This is a genomic window from Halospina denitrificans (assembly GCF_004364635.1).
Lineage (GTDB): Bacteria > Pseudomonadota > Gammaproteobacteria > Pseudomonadales > Oleiphilaceae > Halospina > Halospina denitrificans.
In genome coordinates, this window is record NZ_SOAX01000001.1 from 467,385 (window position 1) to 483,291 (window position 15,907).

General features: G+C 60.6%; 19 protein-coding genes. 8 read left to right on the top strand and 11 right to left on the bottom strand.

The annotated features are described in order from the left end of the window. Window position 1 precedes the first annotated feature (1 nt). Complete coding sequence (locus DES49_RS02215; protein ID WP_133734737.1) at window positions 2-364, bottom strand: hypothetical protein; 363 nt, start codon at window positions 362-364, stop codon at window positions 2-4. A gap of 20 nt (window positions 365-384) precedes the next feature. After that, window positions 385-1,047 carry a GntR family transcriptional regulator gene (locus tag DES49_RS02220; protein ID WP_133734738.1) on the bottom strand — a complete coding sequence of 221 codons (663 nt, stop codon included), beginning with the start codon at window positions 1,045-1,047 and terminating at the stop codon, window positions 385-387. A gap of 187 nt (window positions 1,048-1,234) precedes the next feature. Here DES49_RS02220 and DES49_RS02225 point away from each other — a divergent pair, with 187 nt between their 5' ends. After that, window positions 1,235-1,843 carry a superoxide dismutase gene (locus DES49_RS02225; RefSeq protein ID WP_133734739.1) on the top strand — a complete coding sequence of 203 codons (609 nt, stop codon included), beginning with the start codon at window positions 1,235-1,237 and terminating at the stop codon, window positions 1,841-1,843. 54 nt (window positions 1,844-1,897) lie between these two features. Here DES49_RS02225 and DES49_RS02230 read toward each other — a convergent pair whose 3' ends face one another. After that, the gene (locus tag DES49_RS02230) at window positions 1,898-2,782 is read right to left on the bottom strand and encodes an alpha/beta fold hydrolase (RefSeq protein ID WP_133734740.1); all 885 of its coding nucleotides are present in this window, start codon (window positions 2,780-2,782) and stop codon (window positions 1,898-1,900) included. 66 nt (window positions 2,783-2,848) lie between these two features. Here DES49_RS02230 and DES49_RS02235 point away from each other — a divergent pair, with 66 nt between their 5' ends. Further along, window positions 2,849-3,490, top strand: coding sequence for a class I SAM-dependent methyltransferase (locus tag DES49_RS02235; protein WP_133734741.1), 642 nt, complete (start codon window positions 2,849-2,851; stop codon window positions 3,488-3,490). On the opposite strand, the gene DES49_RS02240 is transcribed toward DES49_RS02235, so the two are convergent. After that, entirely contained in the window at window positions 3,453-4,751 is a 1,299-nt protein-coding gene (locus DES49_RS02240; protein WP_133734742.1) for a D-amino acid dehydrogenase, read from the bottom strand. The two genes, DES49_RS02235 and DES49_RS02240, sit on opposite strands and share 38 nt — an antisense overlap. Then, window positions 4,751-5,935: a M24 family metallopeptidase gene (locus DES49_RS02245; RefSeq protein ID WP_133734743.1), complete on the bottom strand. Its 1,185-nt coding sequence runs from the start codon at window positions 5,933-5,935 to the stop codon at window positions 4,751-4,753. Before DES49_RS02245 ends, DES49_RS02240 begins: the two co-directional genes overlap by 1 nt. 121 nt (window positions 5,936-6,056) lie before the next feature. Here DES49_RS02245 and DES49_RS02250 point away from each other — a divergent pair, with 121 nt between their 5' ends. Further along, window positions 6,057-6,419, top strand: a complete 363-nt coding sequence (locus DES49_RS02250) for a DUF1499 domain-containing protein (protein WP_166645960.1) — start codon at window positions 6,057-6,059, stop codon at window positions 6,417-6,419. Further along, the gene (locus tag DES49_RS02255; protein ID WP_166645961.1) at window positions 6,403-7,209 is read left to right on the top strand and encodes a lysophospholipid acyltransferase family protein; all 807 of its coding nucleotides are present in this window, start codon (window positions 6,403-6,405) and stop codon (window positions 7,207-7,209) included. Before DES49_RS02250 ends, DES49_RS02255 begins: the two co-directional genes overlap by 17 nt. On the opposite strand, the gene DES49_RS02260 is transcribed toward DES49_RS02255, so the two are convergent. Further along, entirely contained in the window at window positions 7,206-8,213 is a 1,008-nt protein-coding gene (locus DES49_RS02260) for an AraC family transcriptional regulator (RefSeq protein WP_133734746.1), read from the bottom strand. The two genes, DES49_RS02255 and DES49_RS02260, sit on opposite strands and share 4 nt — an antisense overlap. Window positions 8,214-8,469: 256 nt before the next feature. Next, window positions 8,470-8,889, bottom strand: coding sequence for a hypothetical protein (locus DES49_RS02265; protein WP_133734747.1), 420 nt, complete (start codon window positions 8,887-8,889; stop codon window positions 8,470-8,472). Between the two features lie 113 nt (window positions 8,890-9,002). Here DES49_RS02265 and DES49_RS02270 point away from each other — a divergent pair, with 113 nt between their 5' ends. Genes DES49_RS02270 through DES49_RS02285 form a run of 4 tightly spaced genes read left to right on the top strand, consistent with a single transcriptional unit; the run spans window position 9,003 to window position 12,319 of the window. Beyond that, window positions 9,003-9,779, top strand: a complete 777-nt coding sequence (locus tag DES49_RS02270; protein WP_208297003.1) for an alpha/beta fold hydrolase — start codon at window positions 9,003-9,005, stop codon at window positions 9,777-9,779. Between the two features lie 46 nt (window positions 9,780-9,825). Continuing rightward, window positions 9,826-10,920 (top strand): SMP-30/gluconolactonase/LRE family protein, encoded by a 1,095-nt coding sequence (locus DES49_RS02275; RefSeq protein WP_133734748.1) that lies wholly within the window; start codon window positions 9,826-9,828, stop codon window positions 10,918-10,920. After that, complete coding sequence (locus DES49_RS02280; protein WP_341776772.1) at window positions 10,917-11,360, top strand: acyl-CoA thioesterase; 444 nt, start codon at window positions 10,917-10,919, stop codon at window positions 11,358-11,360. The genes DES49_RS02275 and DES49_RS02280 overlap by 4 nt, the downstream gene beginning before the upstream one ends. Window positions 11,361-11,374: 14 nt before the next feature. After that, window positions 11,375-12,319 (top strand): NADP-dependent oxidoreductase, encoded by a 945-nt coding sequence (locus DES49_RS02285; protein WP_133734749.1) that lies wholly within the window; start codon window positions 11,375-11,377, stop codon window positions 12,317-12,319. Window positions 12,320-12,323: 4 nt separating this feature from the next. Here the strand turns inward: DES49_RS02285 and DES49_RS02290 are convergent, their stop codons facing one another. The 4 genes from DES49_RS02290 to tcdA all read right to left on the bottom strand — a co-directional run bounded on the left by DES49_RS02290 (window position 12,324) and on the right by tcdA (window position 15,883). Next, window positions 12,324-13,487 carry a lipase family protein gene (locus DES49_RS02290; protein ID WP_133734750.1) on the bottom strand — a complete coding sequence of 388 codons (1,164 nt, stop codon included), beginning with the start codon at window positions 13,485-13,487 and terminating at the stop codon, window positions 12,324-12,326. Between the two features lie 29 nt (window positions 13,488-13,516). Continuing rightward, on the bottom strand, window positions 13,517-14,062 hold the full coding sequence (locus tag DES49_RS02295) for a DUF6795 domain-containing protein (protein ID WP_243864823.1): 546 nt from the start codon (window positions 14,060-14,062) through the stop codon (window positions 13,517-13,519). 174 nt (window positions 14,063-14,236) lie between these two features. Beyond that, window positions 14,237-15,079: a fructosamine kinase family protein gene (locus tag DES49_RS02300; protein WP_133734751.1), complete on the bottom strand. Its 843-nt coding sequence runs from the start codon at window positions 15,077-15,079 to the stop codon at window positions 14,237-14,239. Next, complete coding sequence (tcdA, locus tag DES49_RS02305; protein WP_133734752.1) at window positions 15,080-15,883, bottom strand: tRNA cyclic N6-threonylcarbamoyladenosine(37) synthase TcdA; 804 nt, start codon at window positions 15,881-15,883, stop codon at window positions 15,080-15,082. Between the last annotated feature and the right edge of the window lie 24 nt (window positions 15,884-15,907).

A 15,907-nucleotide genomic window follows, 5' to 3' on the forward strand; every position in this document is an offset into this window, starting at 1 on the left:
TTCAGTCGGTCGGGGCCAGAGGCCGGATCCGGGTAAGACGTTTGTCGGCGCAGCCTGGGGGTTCCGGGGTTTCAAGGACGGCCTTGAACTCATCCCCCACGCTCCAGTCCGGGTCAATGCCCTGTGTTACGGGGATGCTGTCAGGGTGGAAATGGAACAGGCCGGTGCCGTTCCGCACTTCCATCAACTCCGCAATGCCGCGCTTCTGGCTCCAGTTACAATCTTCTGTGGTTGGTTCCGGCTCGGCGGTTACCGGCTCAGAATGCGTCCCTGCATCCGTTTCTGGATCCGGCTCCGGAAAGGAGCCACAGCCGCCTATCGCGACAATGATCAGTATCATCAGCAGAAAGCGGGAGACGCTCATTCGTGGTGTCCGTCCTCGGGTTATTGTTGTGGTGACAGCGCGGCGATGACCTGCTCGCACTGCTTGTTGGCGTAAGCCTCGAAGTTGCGGATCAATCCCTCCTCATCGCGCTCCCTGAGGCGGTTCAGGGATTCCTCGATGTGGTAGAGGTTATCCTCGAGGACCTGGTTCCCCTGGCGCAGCGCGACAAAGCCGCATCGCTTGGCGGAGGGCCAGAGGTCGTTGATCGCTGCGGTAATGAAGTAGTTGTCCGCATAGACAAGCGAGGCCTGGATGTATTCCGTGCCGGTATCCAGAAACGCCATGACCTGACCGGAGCGATAGTATTCCTTCATGCGTTCGTACAGCGATTCAAGCCGCTGCAGATCCTCGGGCTGGTAGTTGTGGAGCAGTTTGCGGCCGGTGTGGCTCAGGAACAGGGTCATGGCCTCGTAGAGGCTGCGCACGAAATCCGCATCCAGTGTGGTGACAAAGGCACCCTTGCGGGGCACGTTGCGGACCAGGTGCCGTTTCTCAAGTACCAGCAGCGCTTCCCGGACGGCGCCATGACTGACGTCCAGCTGCCGTGCCATGTTGCTCTCGTGGATGCGCTCACCGGATTTGAGCTGCTCGAAAGCGATCATGTTTTCCAGGTGGCGGGCAACCTGTTCGCTCAGGGTTTCCCGGGGTTTGAATGCTTGCATTCGCTCGCTCTGGATGCGTTTAATGGTGGCGGAATACTATCATGGGTTCTTTACGGAAATCAGTGGCCCCGCATGTTTCCACGTCGTAATGGAAGCAACCCCTTGATTTTTGTCAAACCGATCCCAATATGGAAACGTAGTACGCCAGACACCAAGAACACCAAAGGCCGTTAAAGGAGGAAACATTATGGCTTTCGAACTCCCCAAACTTCCCTTCTCTGAGAATGCACTCGCGGAAAAGGGGATGTGCCAGGAAACGCTGGAGCTCCACCACGGCAAGCACCACAATGCCTATGTCACCACCCTGAACACGCTGGTCGAGCAGGACAGCAACCTTCAGGGCAAGTCGCTGGAGGAAATCGTCAAGCTCTCCTACGGCCGTGATGACCTGCAGAAGGTGTTCAACCAGGCCGGGCAGCACTGGAACCACAACCTGTTCTGGGAAAACCTGTCCCCCAAGGGCGGTGGTATCCCCGGCAAGCTTGAGCAGAAGATCAATGAGGACTTCGGTTCCGTTGATACCTTCAAGGAAGAGTTCAAGACCGCTGCTACCGGCCAGTTCGGTTCCGGCTGGGCATGGCTGATCGTCGGCAGTGACGGCAAGCTCAAGGTCACCAAGACGCCGAACGCCGTGAACCCGCTGGCAACCGGTGAAGGCAAGGCGATCCTGGGTCTGGACGTCTGGGAGCACAGTTACTACCTGGACTTCCGCAACCGTCGCCCGGACTATGTCATGAACTTCCTCAACAACCTCGCGAACTATGAGTACGCCGAGGAACTGCTGAACAAGGCGTAAGCCGCCGTTCGGCAATCAGGGCTGCCCCAGGCGGCCCTGATCCGCCTCCCTCCCTCAGGAATAACTCCCCACAAACCCTCGAATGGCTTCAGTAACCAGTTCCGGATGCGACACGGGTGCCCAGTGATTGGCGGGTAGACGAACCCTCAATAGATTGCAGCAAAAGGGCGTCATCGCTTCGCAGACTTCGGGGCGCAGGAAAACATCGTTCTCCAGGATGACCAGTTGGGTTGGCACCCGGATTCCATCAATGCTGGGAGGCTCCGGAGGTGTCAGGACATTCTGTTCATAGAGACGGAAGGTGTTCCGCGTGAGCGTGGCGATTTCGCGTCTCGAGCGTTTCAGGTGGGGATCTCCCCGGGGAACGCCGCCCAACTGGTGGGCCAGTTTCCAGATGGGCGTGCTTGCGGTCCCAAAGACTGCACGCCCAGCACCCGGGATGTTCAGAGCCAGCATGTACCAGGAGTGAATGACCTGGTTCAGGGCCGCATTGCGCTGTTCTGCCCGCAGGTTCAGGTTATCCAGCGCCCATTGCCTGGCCACGCCGAGTTGCGGGCCTGACAGAGAGGTCCAGGACTGCACGCGGCGGCTGTAGGCAGGATCGCTGACAAAATCCCAACCAATCATTGAGCCCCAGTCGTGACCGACCAGGTGCGCCTTCCCGGTGGGACCGCGCGTCAGGGTGAGGACCTGGTCAATGTCGTCCAGAAGGCGCGGAATACGGTAGCCGTGCGCCTTCGCGGGTGCAGTGCTTTTCCCGGCGCCGCGCATGTCAAAGCTGATGACATGGAACTGATCACTGAGTGATTCCATGTGCGGCAACCAGAGGTCATGGCAGTCCGGAAAACCATGCAGAAACAGGATGGCTGGTTTGGACGGGTCGCCGGCCTCAACCACGTAAAGTTCGGTTTCCGGGCGTTTGAGTGTACGAGTCTGCATAGGATGGCCTTGATTCCTTCAATTTGCGTTATGCTCGCCCTGAACGGATGTTAGCAGGAGTCTTTAATGAGCCGAATTGGAACCTTGTATGAGCGCTTCGTGTTCTCTCCCGTCCTCGCCATGGCCGACAGGGCGCTTTCCGGCGCTCGGGCCGGGCTGCTCGATCAGGCCAGGGGGCGGGTACTGGAAATCGGCATTGGCTCAGGGCTGAGTCTAGACTACTACGGCGGGGACGTGCAGGAGCTCGTTGGCCTGGAGCCTTCTGCGGAGCTGCTTCAGCAATGCCGCAAGCGTCTGGCAGAGCGCGCCGGCGCTGAGCCGACGGAGCTGGTCGAGGGTGGCGCGGAGAACATGCCCTGGCCGGACAACAGCTTTGATACGGTGGTTGCCTTTCTCGTCTTCTGCACCATTCCGGATCCGGAATCCGCGGCGCGCGAAATGCGCCGGGTACTCAAGCCCGGCGGACGGCTCATTTTTTTCGAGCATGTGCAGGCGCCGGAAGACCGCCTGGCGCGTTGGCAGAACCGGCTGAACCCCTGCTGGCAGCCAATTGCGTGTGGCTGCAACCTCAACCGGGATACGCGCTCGGTGTTTGAGCGCGCGGGCTTTGATATGAGCGAGACCCGGGTTCACCATCATCCGGACATCCCCCTGCCACTGGTGCGCCCCGTTATCGAGGGTGTGGTGGGCGCTTCGAAAACCGCATAGGGTTAAAGGCATCCAGGGCGATGGGCGGCGTCTCGCCGTCCATGACCTGCCCCAGAATCCGCGCACTGCCCGCCGATAGCGTCCACCCAAAGGTGCCATGGCCGGTATTGACGTAAAGGTTCTCGAGCGGCCCCTTGCCCAGGGCAGGGGGGCCATCCGGGAGCATGGGGCGGAAACCGGTCCAGGCTTCCGCATTGTGGAAGTCGGCGGCACCGGAAAACCGGGATTCAACCGCTTCCCGAATGACGTCCAGGCGGGTCTGGGGAATGCGTCGGTCAAAGGCGGCCAGTTCGGCAAAGCCCGTGACCCGCATGCGGTCTCCGAGGCGGGTAATGGCAACTTTCCGGTCCAGGTCCACGACGGTTGATCGGGGCGCGCGATCGGCATCCTTCAGTTCTGCGGTAAGCGAGTAACCCTTGACCGGATAGACCGGCAATGAAAGGCCAAGCTTGCGCGCGATTTTCCGGGAGCCGCAGCCGGCGCAGAGAACAACGTTATCCGCTGTTTCCGTCCAGGTGCCGGCCGTTTCGGGATCGCTCGAGGCAAGTTCCGCACCGGTCACCCTGTTACCACTGCGCTGCCAGCCGACAAGCTGGGTGTTGAACTGAAAGCGCACTCCGGCAGATTCGCAGTGGGCCATCATCTCTCGGGTGAAGCGGTGACAGTCCCCAGTGCCATCGCCATTGATCAGCAATGAGGACTGCAATGGTTTCGGGCACTGGAGGCCGGGTTCCTGGCGGTTAACCGCATCGGATTCCAGCCATTCATGGTGAATGCCAAGCTGCGTCAGGGCATGGGCCTTGTTGTGCAGGCCGCTGGCTTCCTGTGGGTCACTGGTGACCTCCAGAAGTCCCTGGTGGTCCCCGTCAAAGTTCAGTGAAAGCTCGTCTTCCAGTGCCAGGAAGGCTTCACGGCTGACCATGCCGAGTTTCAGCATGGCCGTATTATTGGATTCATAGAGCCTGGGCGTGGTGGCATAACGCAGCGTCCTCATGAGGAAGCTGATGGTGCTCGGGTGGGGCGGAAAGTGAACCTTGAGCGGCCCCTGGCGGCTGAAAAGGCCGCGCAGGCCCACGCCGATCACGTCCGGTGCCGCCCAGGGCGACACATGGCCGTAGGAGCGCTGGCCCGCATTGGCGTAGCTGGTCTCCATGGCGGCCCCGTCGAGGGCATCGATGACCGTCACATCATAACCGCGCTGGCTGAGTGTCCAGGCCGTGGTGACACCGGCCACACCTGCGCCTATTACGAGCGTTTTCATCAACCGCGCTCCGCGAGTTTCCAGTCATTGTGTGTAATGGGGACGGCTCCATTCTCCCCGATAACCAGGGTATTGCTCATCCCGATGCCCCACTGGCCCGGCAGCCGCAGGCAGAGGGGCAGGTGGAAGACCATGCCCGGCCGGAAGAGGCGCTTTTCGCCCCGGGCGATAAAGCCGGTTCCCTCCACCCAGCTCGGTGGGAACTGGGCACCCACGCTGTATCCGTAGACCCCGGAGAAGAAGGCCCTGTCGGCCACGGGCGCCAGAACCTCATCGGCGGCCGCCGCCGCGTCGTCAAAACGGTTCCCCGGCGTCATTGTCCGTGCCAGCACATCGTGGAGCTGATGGCAGGTGTCGTTAATCCGTTGCATTTCCGATGTGGGCGTACCCGCTACGGCCGTGCGCATCATGGGTGCCGTGTAGCGGTGGCGAACCGCGCCGAATTCGAGAAATACCGGGTCGCCTTCCTCAACAATACGCTGCTGATGATTGAGGTGGATGACACTGCTGCGCGGCCCGCTGACGACGATGGGCTGCAGGCTCATGAACTCACTGCCCGCCGCGAGCAGGGCCCGGGCGCCTTCGGCGGCAATGGTGTTCTCATCGACGCCGGGCTTGATGACCTCCGTTGCCGCCGCCAGGCCTATCTCGGTCATCCGGGCACTTTCCCTGAGTCGCTCCAGTTCCGCGTCGGTTTTGACCAGACGGACGGTATCCAGCAGGCCTGCCGAGTCCTTGAGGCGTTCGGCGCCCAGCCGCTGCTCGAGTTCGCGCAGCAGGCCCGGGCGGAAACCATTGCTCCAGGGGTTGATGCCGATGGCCCGGCATCCCTGTAATGCCTCGCAGAGAGGTTCAACCACGGTATGGATGGCTTCCCAGCGGTATCCACTGATCGTATCGGCAAGGGCGGTGGCGGTTGCCGGGCCGGTTTCGATGGACGGCACCTGCAGGAAGCAGAAGTCGGGCTGGAATACGAGCGCTGCGTGCACCGACACTTCAAAGGTGCGGTAGCCGGTCAGGTAATTGATCTCGGCCGGATTGGTGATCAGCAGGGCATCCAGGCCCGCTTCGTCCATGGCCCGGCTTACGCGTTGGCGGCGCTGGTGGAATTCCTCGTCCGGGAAGCTGCGCTCACTGCCTTTGCTGGTCGTTTTCAGGGCTTCAAGATAAGCGGTGTGATCCATGGAGAGCCTCTGGTAGTGTGGAATGCCTGTTCCAGTGAAGCATAGATGCGGTACAACTGCCCATTCAACGGATATCGGTACTAGTGCCTATGCCGAGGCGATTGACTGCAAAGGAGATGATATGAGCGAAGACAACGGCGCTGATAAGCTGACGCCCTGCCCGAAAAAACCCAACTGTGTATCGAGCAGGGCAACGGGTCGCCAACGGATTGATCCCCTCGCCAATGGTGAAACCCAGTGGCAGCGTTTGCCTACCGTGCTGGGCGAATTTCCCGGCATCCGGATCGTGGCGCGGGAGGCGGATTATCTCCGCGCCGAGGCACGAACGCCCCTATTGCGGTTTGTGGATGACCTGGAATTCCAGTACAGCCCGGAAGAGAACGTGATTCACATGCGTTCCGCCTCGCGCCTTGGCTATTCCGACTTTGGCACCAACCGCAAGCGACTGGAATCCATCCGGGAGCGTCTTGAAGAGAAGAGTTGAGCCCATGCCGCGTTGCTACAACGATTTCCTGCCGGCGGCCGACCGGCTTGCCCGCCTTCTGTATCGCGAGGAAGTCTATGGTCCCGGTATGGAAACGCTGCCGGCGATCCTCGAGAAGCACCCTAAGCTGCTGGTCATCATGAACCATGGACCCATGCTGGGCCCGGCCCCCGCACTGGCGGCACTGGTGCGGGTAATGGCCCACAACGGCGGCGGGCAGAGGGTGCCTTTCGGCGTCGCCTGGCGTGGTTTCTACCAGGTTCCCGGGCTTAGCCAGCTGGCTTCACGCTTCACCCAGGCATCCGGGGACCTGGGCGTGGATGAGGTCGTTGAGCGTCTGACGAGCGGCCCCTTTAACGATTGTGGCCTGATGCCCGAGGGTGAGCTGTGCAATGCGGGCAATGGCGTGGATGTGCAGCCGTTCCGCAGTCACCGCTTTGTCGAGGTGGCGGTTCGGGCGGGAATCCCCATCCTCCTGCTGGCCCATACGGGGACTGAGCGACTCGGGCAACCGGTCCATGTGCCATCGGCAGCCGGGGCCCTGGTCGGGCGTCTTCCGGAGCACATGCGTCGCGCCATCAGCCAGAGTGGCGTGGTCAGCGTCCCCTGGCTTATCGGAGGGCGGATCCCCCGTCTGGGTCTGTCCTGCGAACTCCTGGAGCCGGAGCTGGGTTTTGAGGAACTGACCTCAAAGGAGTCCGCGCAGCGGGTCTCGGCAGCGGGTCGTCGCGTGCGCGCGCGACTGCAGCGCCTGGTTAATCAACTCGTTCTGGAAGTCGATAACGACTAGCGGTGGCGGGTCCGGTACTGGCCGGGGGTTTCGCCCGTCCAGCGCTTGAAGGCCCGGCTGAAGGCGCTCAGCTCTGAAAAGCCCAGCAGGAAAGCGACTTCGCTCAACCCGTATTCACCCTCCACCACGTAGCGCAAAGCGCGCTCACGGCGGACGTTTTCCGCCAGGTTCTGGAAGCTTTCGCCTTCCTTTTTCAGCTTCCGGTAGAGGGTCTGGCGACTCATGTTGAGCGCCGAAGCCACGCGATCCACGTCCGGTGTGCGTGGCAGCTGACGGCTGACGATGCGCCGGACCCGTTCCGCAACGGTTTTCCGCGGCCGAAGCTGCTTGAGAAGCCGGTTTACATGGGTGGTCAGGGCGGAGTGCACATAGGGGTTGCGGTGCGGTAGTGGTGCCTCCAGGTAATCGGCGGGAAAACACAGGCTGGTTTCTCCGGCGCCGAAAGTCAGCGGGCACTGGAAGATACGTTCGTAGTGAGCCCGATAGCCCGGGTCTTCATGGCCCAGGCTCAACTGCTCGATCGCCAGCCTGGGATGGATGAAATGACGGGCACGGGTAACGGCGGCGGAGAGGGTTCTGTCCATGTCCGGTACGCAGTAGAGGCTTTCATCGGGAACGTGCCAGATCACCCGGATGCGGTCCCCCTCGCGCACCTTGTAGAGATGCACTGCTTCATTCACAAGCCTGTGGAGGCGCAGGTATTCATCCAGCGCGTGCCCCACGGTGTCGCTGTTGAACACGATGTGACTCATCAGGCCCATGCGATCGGGATCAACAACTTCCCCGAGGCGCAGCCCCAGGGCAGGGTCTTCCGTCAACGTGATCGCCAGCCGCCAGAGCGCATTATGGTCGGCGACCGGGACCCGGCAATCCGGATCCTCCAGCTCACGGGAGGGGAAGCCGAGCTTCGACTGGATCATGGATTCGGTGGCATGGCCGCGGCTCAGCAGGTGATGCACGAGGGCCAGGGTGCTGGAGGCGTTGACGGTGGGACTGGTTGTCATCGGTTGTTACCACCTGTCAAAAGGTTGGTTCCTTGCGTCAAGCAATTATCAGGAATGCCGCGTAGGATAATACGTGAATTTGATAGATAACCAAGGAGCCTTGCTTATGGATACGGAAATGAATTTTGAGATCTGCGTTCCACGCACCGAAGAAGAACAGGCCAATCTCAGGGCACTGTCCGAGTACCTTAACGGTATCTACTTCTGCAACTGATTCCCCACGGTTACCCCCGCCGTACTGTTGCGGGTTGATGAGCTAGTCGTCACCGCAAGTACGGGTTTTGAGTTTTTCAATGCGCTCCAGAACCCCCTCCATGCGCCCGAGCCGGGCCTGGGTGTCCAGCGCGCGCATGGTGCCATTGGCCCTGAAATCGAACCTGAGCCCGTAACGGGTCTGCTTGCCTTCCGGACGCTGGTTGCTGACAACCGCGACCAGGCGATTCTGGTGTATTTCACCGCGATCCAGCCGTAACGTCAGGTCTACCAGAACCTTCCGCCCACTTTTCAGTGAGCGGGTGGTAAAAATGGCAATGCCCTCGCGCGTGAAATCGGCGGCCTCCACGACTTCGCCCTTGCGGAACCGGGAGCGGCCCGGACGCAGACGGACTTCCAGTTCGGCTGCCGGAAAACGGCAAAGATGACGGCGTTCCGCCTGCAGGGGTGATGCTGTGGCCATAGGTGTCAGTTCCGTTTACGCTATTGCTTCAGTCTGGATGGGACTTCTTGTCCCCACTCCCGTCTGAGTTTAAGCGTATTGGCAATAAACGCAATCCGGCAAAGGGCACAGGTTTGACATCAAGCGTGGAATTGGCAGCCAGCGTCAAGGGTGAGGGCCCTCCTCTTCTCCTCCTGCACGGACTTTTCGGGGCGGGCGACACCCTGGGAGGCATTCGCCGGCGCATGGATTCGGAGTACCAGGTCCACAGTCTGGACCTCAGGAACCACGGTGATTCACCCCACACCGACACCATGAGCTACCCGGAAATGGCTATGGACGTCTTGGCGTACATGGACCGTGCAGGGCTGGAGACAGCGAATCTTCTGGGGCATTCCATGGGCGGGAAGGTGGCCATGGAAATGGCCCTGATGGCACCGGAGCGGGTTGAACGCTTGATTGTCGCGGACATCGCGCCGGTGGCCTATGAACCCCACCACGACAACATTGAGAAAGCCCTGCGCAGCCTGGATCCAAGCAAGGTCCGTTCGCGGCGGGAAGCGGACTCGGTGCTGGCGGAGTCGATCGAGGAGCGGGGCGTGCGCCAGTTCCTGTTGACCAACCTGGTCCCGTCCAATGGCGGCTTCCGTTGGCGCATGAACGTGCCCGGCATTCTGGCCTGTTATGACCAGATCATGGCCGGACCTCACAATAGTGGTGTCTACGAGGGGCCCACCCTCTTTATTCGTGGTGGCGAGTCTGATTATATTCAGCCAGAACACCGCGACGCGGTTAGCGGCTATTTTCCGAATGCGGAACTCAAGGTCATCCCGGAGGTGGGGCACTGGCTGCACGCGGAGAAGCCTGAACTGTTCGCGCGGATCTGCCAGCGCTTCCTTGCTTCGGAATAGCCGGAATACCACGATCACAATTACCCCGGAAACTGGGATTAAAACAATGAAAAAGGGACTGATAACTCTTGCCGTCATTCTTATCGCAGGGGTGGGCGTGTTCCTTCTCTGGCCGTCACCGCTGGATTCGGTGGCCTGGGAACCGCCTGAACCGCCGGCTCTGGATGGCCGCCTTGCCCCCAATGAGGTGCTGGATGAGGCCGAGCTGCTTGCAAAGGGTCAGGTCGTGGGACCCGAGGATACGGAAGTTGACGATCAGGGCCGGGTCTACGGCGGGCTGGATGATGGCACCATTGTCAGGATTGGATCGGATGGACAGGTTGAGACCTTCGCCGATACGGGCGGACGCCCCCTGGGGATGGAGTTCGATGCCGATGGCAACCTGATCGTGGCGGATGCCTGGAAGGGGCTGCTCTCAGTTGATCCGGAGGGCAATGTCGAGGTGCTGACCCGCGAATCCAACGGCGTGCCCTTTGCCTTCACGGACGACCTGGATATTGCGGACGATGGCAGCATCTACTTTTCCGACGCCTCCCACCGCTTCAACCAGCCGGATTACCGGCTGGACCTGATGTCCGCCAGAGGCTATGGCCGCCTGATCCGTTACGACCCGGAGACCGATGAAACCGAGACCCTGATGGACGGCCTCCACTTCGCCAACGGGGTTGCCCTGGCCGAAGACGAGGCCTCCCTGCTGGTCAATGAGACCGGCCGCTACCGCATCCAGCGCTACTGGCTGGAAGGTGATAAAGCGGGCACCTCCGAGGTCTTTGCCGAGAACCTGCCGGGATTCCCGGACAACCTGGCCCGGGACGAAGAGGGTATTTTCTGGGTGGCGCTGCCGACGCGACGCAACGCCCAGATGGATGGGCTGCACCCCCATCCCTGGCTCAAGAACCAGGTGGCCAAACTGCCCAAGTGGGTCCAGCCCAACCCGGAACCCTACGGTCTTGTTCTTGCCTTTGATGGTGAAGGCGAGCTGCTCGGCAGCCTCCATGATACCGATGGCGACAGGTTGCAAATGGTAACCTCCGTGAAGCCGCGCCAGGGTGCGCTTTATTTCGGCTCCCTCTACAATGACCGCATTGGGAAGCTGGATCGTGAACGAGCACTTGAGGCGCTGGAAGGAGAGGTACCGTGACCGACTGGCAATGGCAGATGCCGGATCCTTTCACCATGGATATTCATGTCTCCGCGGAGAGCGTGGATCGGCTTGGGCATGCGAACAACGTCATCTACCTCCAGTGGATGGAGGAGATCAGCTGGCAGCACATCGATTCCGTAGGGCTCACCTGGACCCTGCAGGAAGATCTGGGCAAGGCCATGGCCATTGTGCACACTGAGATTGATTACAAGGCCGCGGCTTTCGCCGGTGATGAGCTGGTGCTGGGCACCTGGCTGGTGGAATTCGATGGCCGCCTGCATTCCCGGCGGCGTTTTCAGTTGGTTCGACCGAGGGACGGACGTACCCTGATTGAAGCTGAATCGCGCCATGTATGCATCGATACGGCCACCCATAGGCCATCACGCATACCCGAACCCATGGCTGACCTTCTCAAGCGGGCCAGTCACGACCAATAAACGAGGGAAATGCCATGCGCCAGGTCGTCATCACCGAGTTTGGAGATCCCAGTGTTCTGGAACTGGTGGAAGCTCCCGCCCCCCAACCGGGGGCAGGGGAGGTCCTTGTGACGGTGCACAGTGCCGGCGTTAATCCCATCGACTACAAGACCCGTTCCGGGCAGGGATTCGTTGCCAGCGTGATTGGGGATCGCCTGCCCTGGGTGCCGGGTTTCGAAGTGGCGGGGACCATAGAAGCACTCGGCGACGGGGTGAACGGCTGGCAAGTGGGCGACCCGGTTGTTGGCATGATCGGTTTCCCCCGCGCTGGCGGGGGATATGCCGACAAGGCACTGGTCCGGGCCGACGAGCTCTGCCGCGTGCCCGACGGGCTGGCTTTGGAGGAGGTTGGCGGAGTTCCCCTGGCTGCTCTGACCGCATGGCAGGGCCTGTTCACCCACCTGGCCCTGCAGCCGGACCAGAAGGTGCTGATCCTGGGCGGCGCCGGTGGCGTCGGCCATTTCGCCGTCCAGTTCGCAGCCCAGCACGGCGCCCATGTGATGACCACCGGCTCTGGCGCCAACGAGGATTTCCTCCACCAGCTCGGTGCCGACGACGTCATCAACTACGAAGCCGAGGACGTCCATGATGTCTGCTATGGTCTGGACGCGGTTCTGGATCTGGTGGGCGGCGAAGCGGGTAAGGCCGCGCTGAGCACCCTGGGCGACCACGGCAAGCTGGTTACCGCACCCACTGTCACCGCCGATGCCATCAGGAAAGCCGCCGACGAGCGCGGCCTGCAGGCGGCGGGCTATGTGGTTGAGCCGGACACGGAACAGCTCGAGGAAATCCTGGCGCTGCTCGGCCGTGGCGACGTCAACCTCCATGTCTCCGCCGCCTACCCCCTGGCCGATGCCGCCGCCGCCCATAGGCGTCAGGAAGAGGGGCATGTTCGCGGGAAGCTGATTCTGCAGCCCTGAGAGGTCAGATGACTTCGATGGCCTGTCTTACCTTGCGGTAAAGGGCGGATAATACCTTGTCAAATACCCAGCGAATAAACTGGTAACTGAGATCGACAACGGCCTTGGCGGCATGGCCTGCAAACACCAGCATATGACCGAGTAATCCAGCGGTCTGGCTGGCAAACTGTTCAGAGGCCTTGGCTACCTTCTCAAGGGCACGGGAAAGCATGTCATAAAAGGTCAGTGTCGTTCCAATCGCTGCCTGAGCGACCACAGCATTGTAATAGCCTGCATCCTTAAGCAGGGTAATCAGCGCCGCATTGATTTTTTCTGCCCAATAGGTGGTGAATGATGCCTGATGCCGCTGTTCGTACTTGAGGCGAACGGGCTGGTTGAGGAAATTGGTGGAGCGACGCTTCAAAGCGCCCCAGTCATCGCCCTGCGCTGTATTGCGATAGCCCGGAGCAGCATCCACACCCATCATGTGCGCGCCCACGCTGATCCCCTGACCGCCATCCAGACGGTACTCACCGCCTCCCTGATTGGGCGCGTGAATAAACGGCCAGAGTGGAACCATCGGCACCGGATCAGCACCGTGCGTACAACGGTAGTGGGCATCGATGGCAAAGGTTGATTTAGTCGCGTAACCATCAAGTCCAACTCTGGGCGCCCCGAACGTATAGAGGTTAACGGTGCAGTTGAAACGCGCCTTAACCCAGTCCGCAATCAACGAGGCCATGGCGCCACCAAGGCTGTGCCCCACACAGTGGACCGTTCCGCCACCCGTGACCTGTCGTCCCAGGCGTTTTTCCAGGGTCGGTTTCATGCTGCTGAATGTCTGATTGAATCCTGAATGCACCGGTGAGTTGTTGTGGCTTGTGGCAAGGCCGACGTTGCCGTTGGTGAGCCAGTCCTGTCCAAGCTTGGTGCCTCGAACGGCAACTACATGCTCCCCTTTATGGCGATCTTTACCATGTCCTATCAGGGCGAAACCTGTTGTTTTCTGGTAAAAACCCAGAAAACCGCCGGTTTCGGCTTTTATCGGACCGCTTGAGAGATCAAATTGAAAACGCTTGTCCAGTGCCGGTGATCGATCGAATCGGTATGTTCCAGTTGAACCGGGGGTCATGATGCCGTAAACGGACTCTGCCAGTTCAGCGGCAAGAGTGGGTGGTAGCGCTGCCATGTGCAACTCCTTTTACACGTATTGGGATTTCAGTGTTCGTCTTCGCTCCAGCGACAGATGCTGTGGATGTTGTGAGTGAATGAGGGGTTTTCGTGTCTTTCAAAGTGTTGAAGCTTTTCCGGATTGGAGAGCTCGCAATCCATGCTTTTCAGCAACTGGGTTAGCGTTTCATGAGGCTCGATACTGTCAGTAACCGTGTGCCACAGAAGATATTTCTCGCCTTCATAATCCGCAACGATGACTTGTCTGTTTCGAGTCTCATTAAATAGTTTTCCCGGGATCCCGGAGCGGATATTCTTTTCCGCGAAGTAAAAACGTCCGTTGACGTCTGTCGTCGTTCTATCCAGGTATTCTTTTCCGTAGGTAAGTTCTCGACTCACTTGGACTTCCTCCAGGGGGGTCCCGTTAAGCGTTATTCGTCCATGAACTTCCGGGGATAAATGCACGTCATAGCGTTTAAAGAATCCAAACATATCGGCCATTACCTGACTGGATGTTAGTGGGATCAGTGTTAGCGCCAGCGCAGTGAAAACCATTGCCAGGGCTGGCTTGCGCAGTTTCGGGGTGATCATCATGGCAGCGTAGGCCAGCTGGAGCTCACGAGCGGGTGGGCAATATAGGAGTGTGGTCTGGTCATTTGAGTCTTCCTTGTTTCAGGGCAGCGGGAGCGACCGTGACATCCTGTCTGTCGTGATACGCCGAAACCGGCGTAAATCTACTCGAAGCCCGATTCCGGCGTCAAGGACGCCTCACACATATCGCTCAAGCGTCCGCCTTACCGCCTGAACATAGGGGCCACCGAAGAGGTTCAGGTGGTTCAGTTCGTGATAGAGGTTGTACAGAGGGATACGCTCTTCCCAGCCACGCTCTACGGAGCTGTTGGCCAGGTAGGCCTCGTAGAAATCCCGGTGGAAGCGGCCGAACATGGTGGTCATGGCGAGGTCGGCTTCGGGCCAGCCGTAATGGGTGGCCGGGTCGATGAGCACGGGTTCGCCGTTGGGGCCGGTATGGGCGTTGCCGCCCCAGAGATCCCCATGGATCAGGCTGGCCGGTTGTTCGGGAATCCAGCGGTCCAGTCGGGCGGCCAGTGTTTCAAGCCGGCGGAGATCCGCCGGCTCAAGGCGTCCGGAATCCCGGGCCAGGCGGCCCTGGTGGATGAGGCGGGACTCGGCGAAGAAACGGAAGCCGTCTTCCGTCCAGGGATTGGGTTGCGGGGTCAGCCCGCAGAAGTTGTCGCGCTCGAACCCGAAGCGGTTGTTGGTATGGCTGTGGAGGGCGGCAAGCTGTTCACCGAAGGTTGTCCAGTAGTCCGCGCCCGGGGACCCTTCCAGCCACTCCAGGACCAGGAATTCGTCATCCACGGCGATCACTTCCGGTACCCGTATTGAGCCGGTATCGGCCATTGCCCGGAGTCCAGCGGCTTCGGCCTCGAAGAAGCCGGCAGGCGGTCTTCCATGGGTCTTGAGGAACAGGCGCTGGCCGTCCTCCAGTTCAAGCCGCCAGGCATCGTTGATGCTGCCGCCACCCACGGGGCGTCGCTCCCTGATGGGGGCGGGGAGCTGTTCATCCAGGCGTGCAATCAACGGTTCCATTCAGTCCTCCCGGGTCTCCGCAATGTGGCGCTTGGCCAATCGTTCCATAACTTTTGAGGCGGCGACAAACCCGAAGGTGCCGGTCACGAAGCTGGCCGCGCCGAAGCCGGTGCTGCAGTCCAGACGGGCCGGACCGTCTCCGGGCTTCTCGTGGCTGATTCCGCCTTCCGCAGCGGGGTAGGTGAGCTGCTCCAGCGAATAGATGGCCGGAATGTCGAAACGCCGCTTGGGATTTCGGGAGAAACCGTATTCACGCCGGAGTAGGTTACGGACTTTGGCCAGCAGCGGGTCCTGGGTGGTGCGACTGAGGTCCGCCACCCGGATCTGCGTCGGGTCGGTCTGGCCGCCAGCACCTCCGGCGCAGATAACCCAAACCTTGTGGCGGCGGCAGTGGGCCAGCAGTGCCGCCTTGTGTTTCACGCTGTCGATGGCGTCCACTACGGCGTCGAACTGCTTGCCAATGACGGATTCCACATTGGTGGCGGTCACGAACTGCATCCGGGTCTCTACCCGGCAGTCGGGATTGATGGCGCGCAGCCGTTCGGCCATGACCTCGATCTTGGGCTGCCCGAAGGTGCCGTCCAGGGCATGCAGCTGGCGGTTGGTGTTGGAGATGCAGACCTCGTCCAGGTCGATCAGGGTCAGGGCACCAATGCCGCTGCGCGCCAGTGCCTCGGCCGCCCAGGAACCAACGCCGCCGAGACCGGCAACGGCCACATGCTGGTTCGCCATCGAGCGGGCTGTCGATTCCCCGTATAGGCGTTCGATACCGCTGAAGCGCTGAGAAAAGGTGTCGGTGGTCATGGGCCCGAGGCGTCCTGGAAGTCC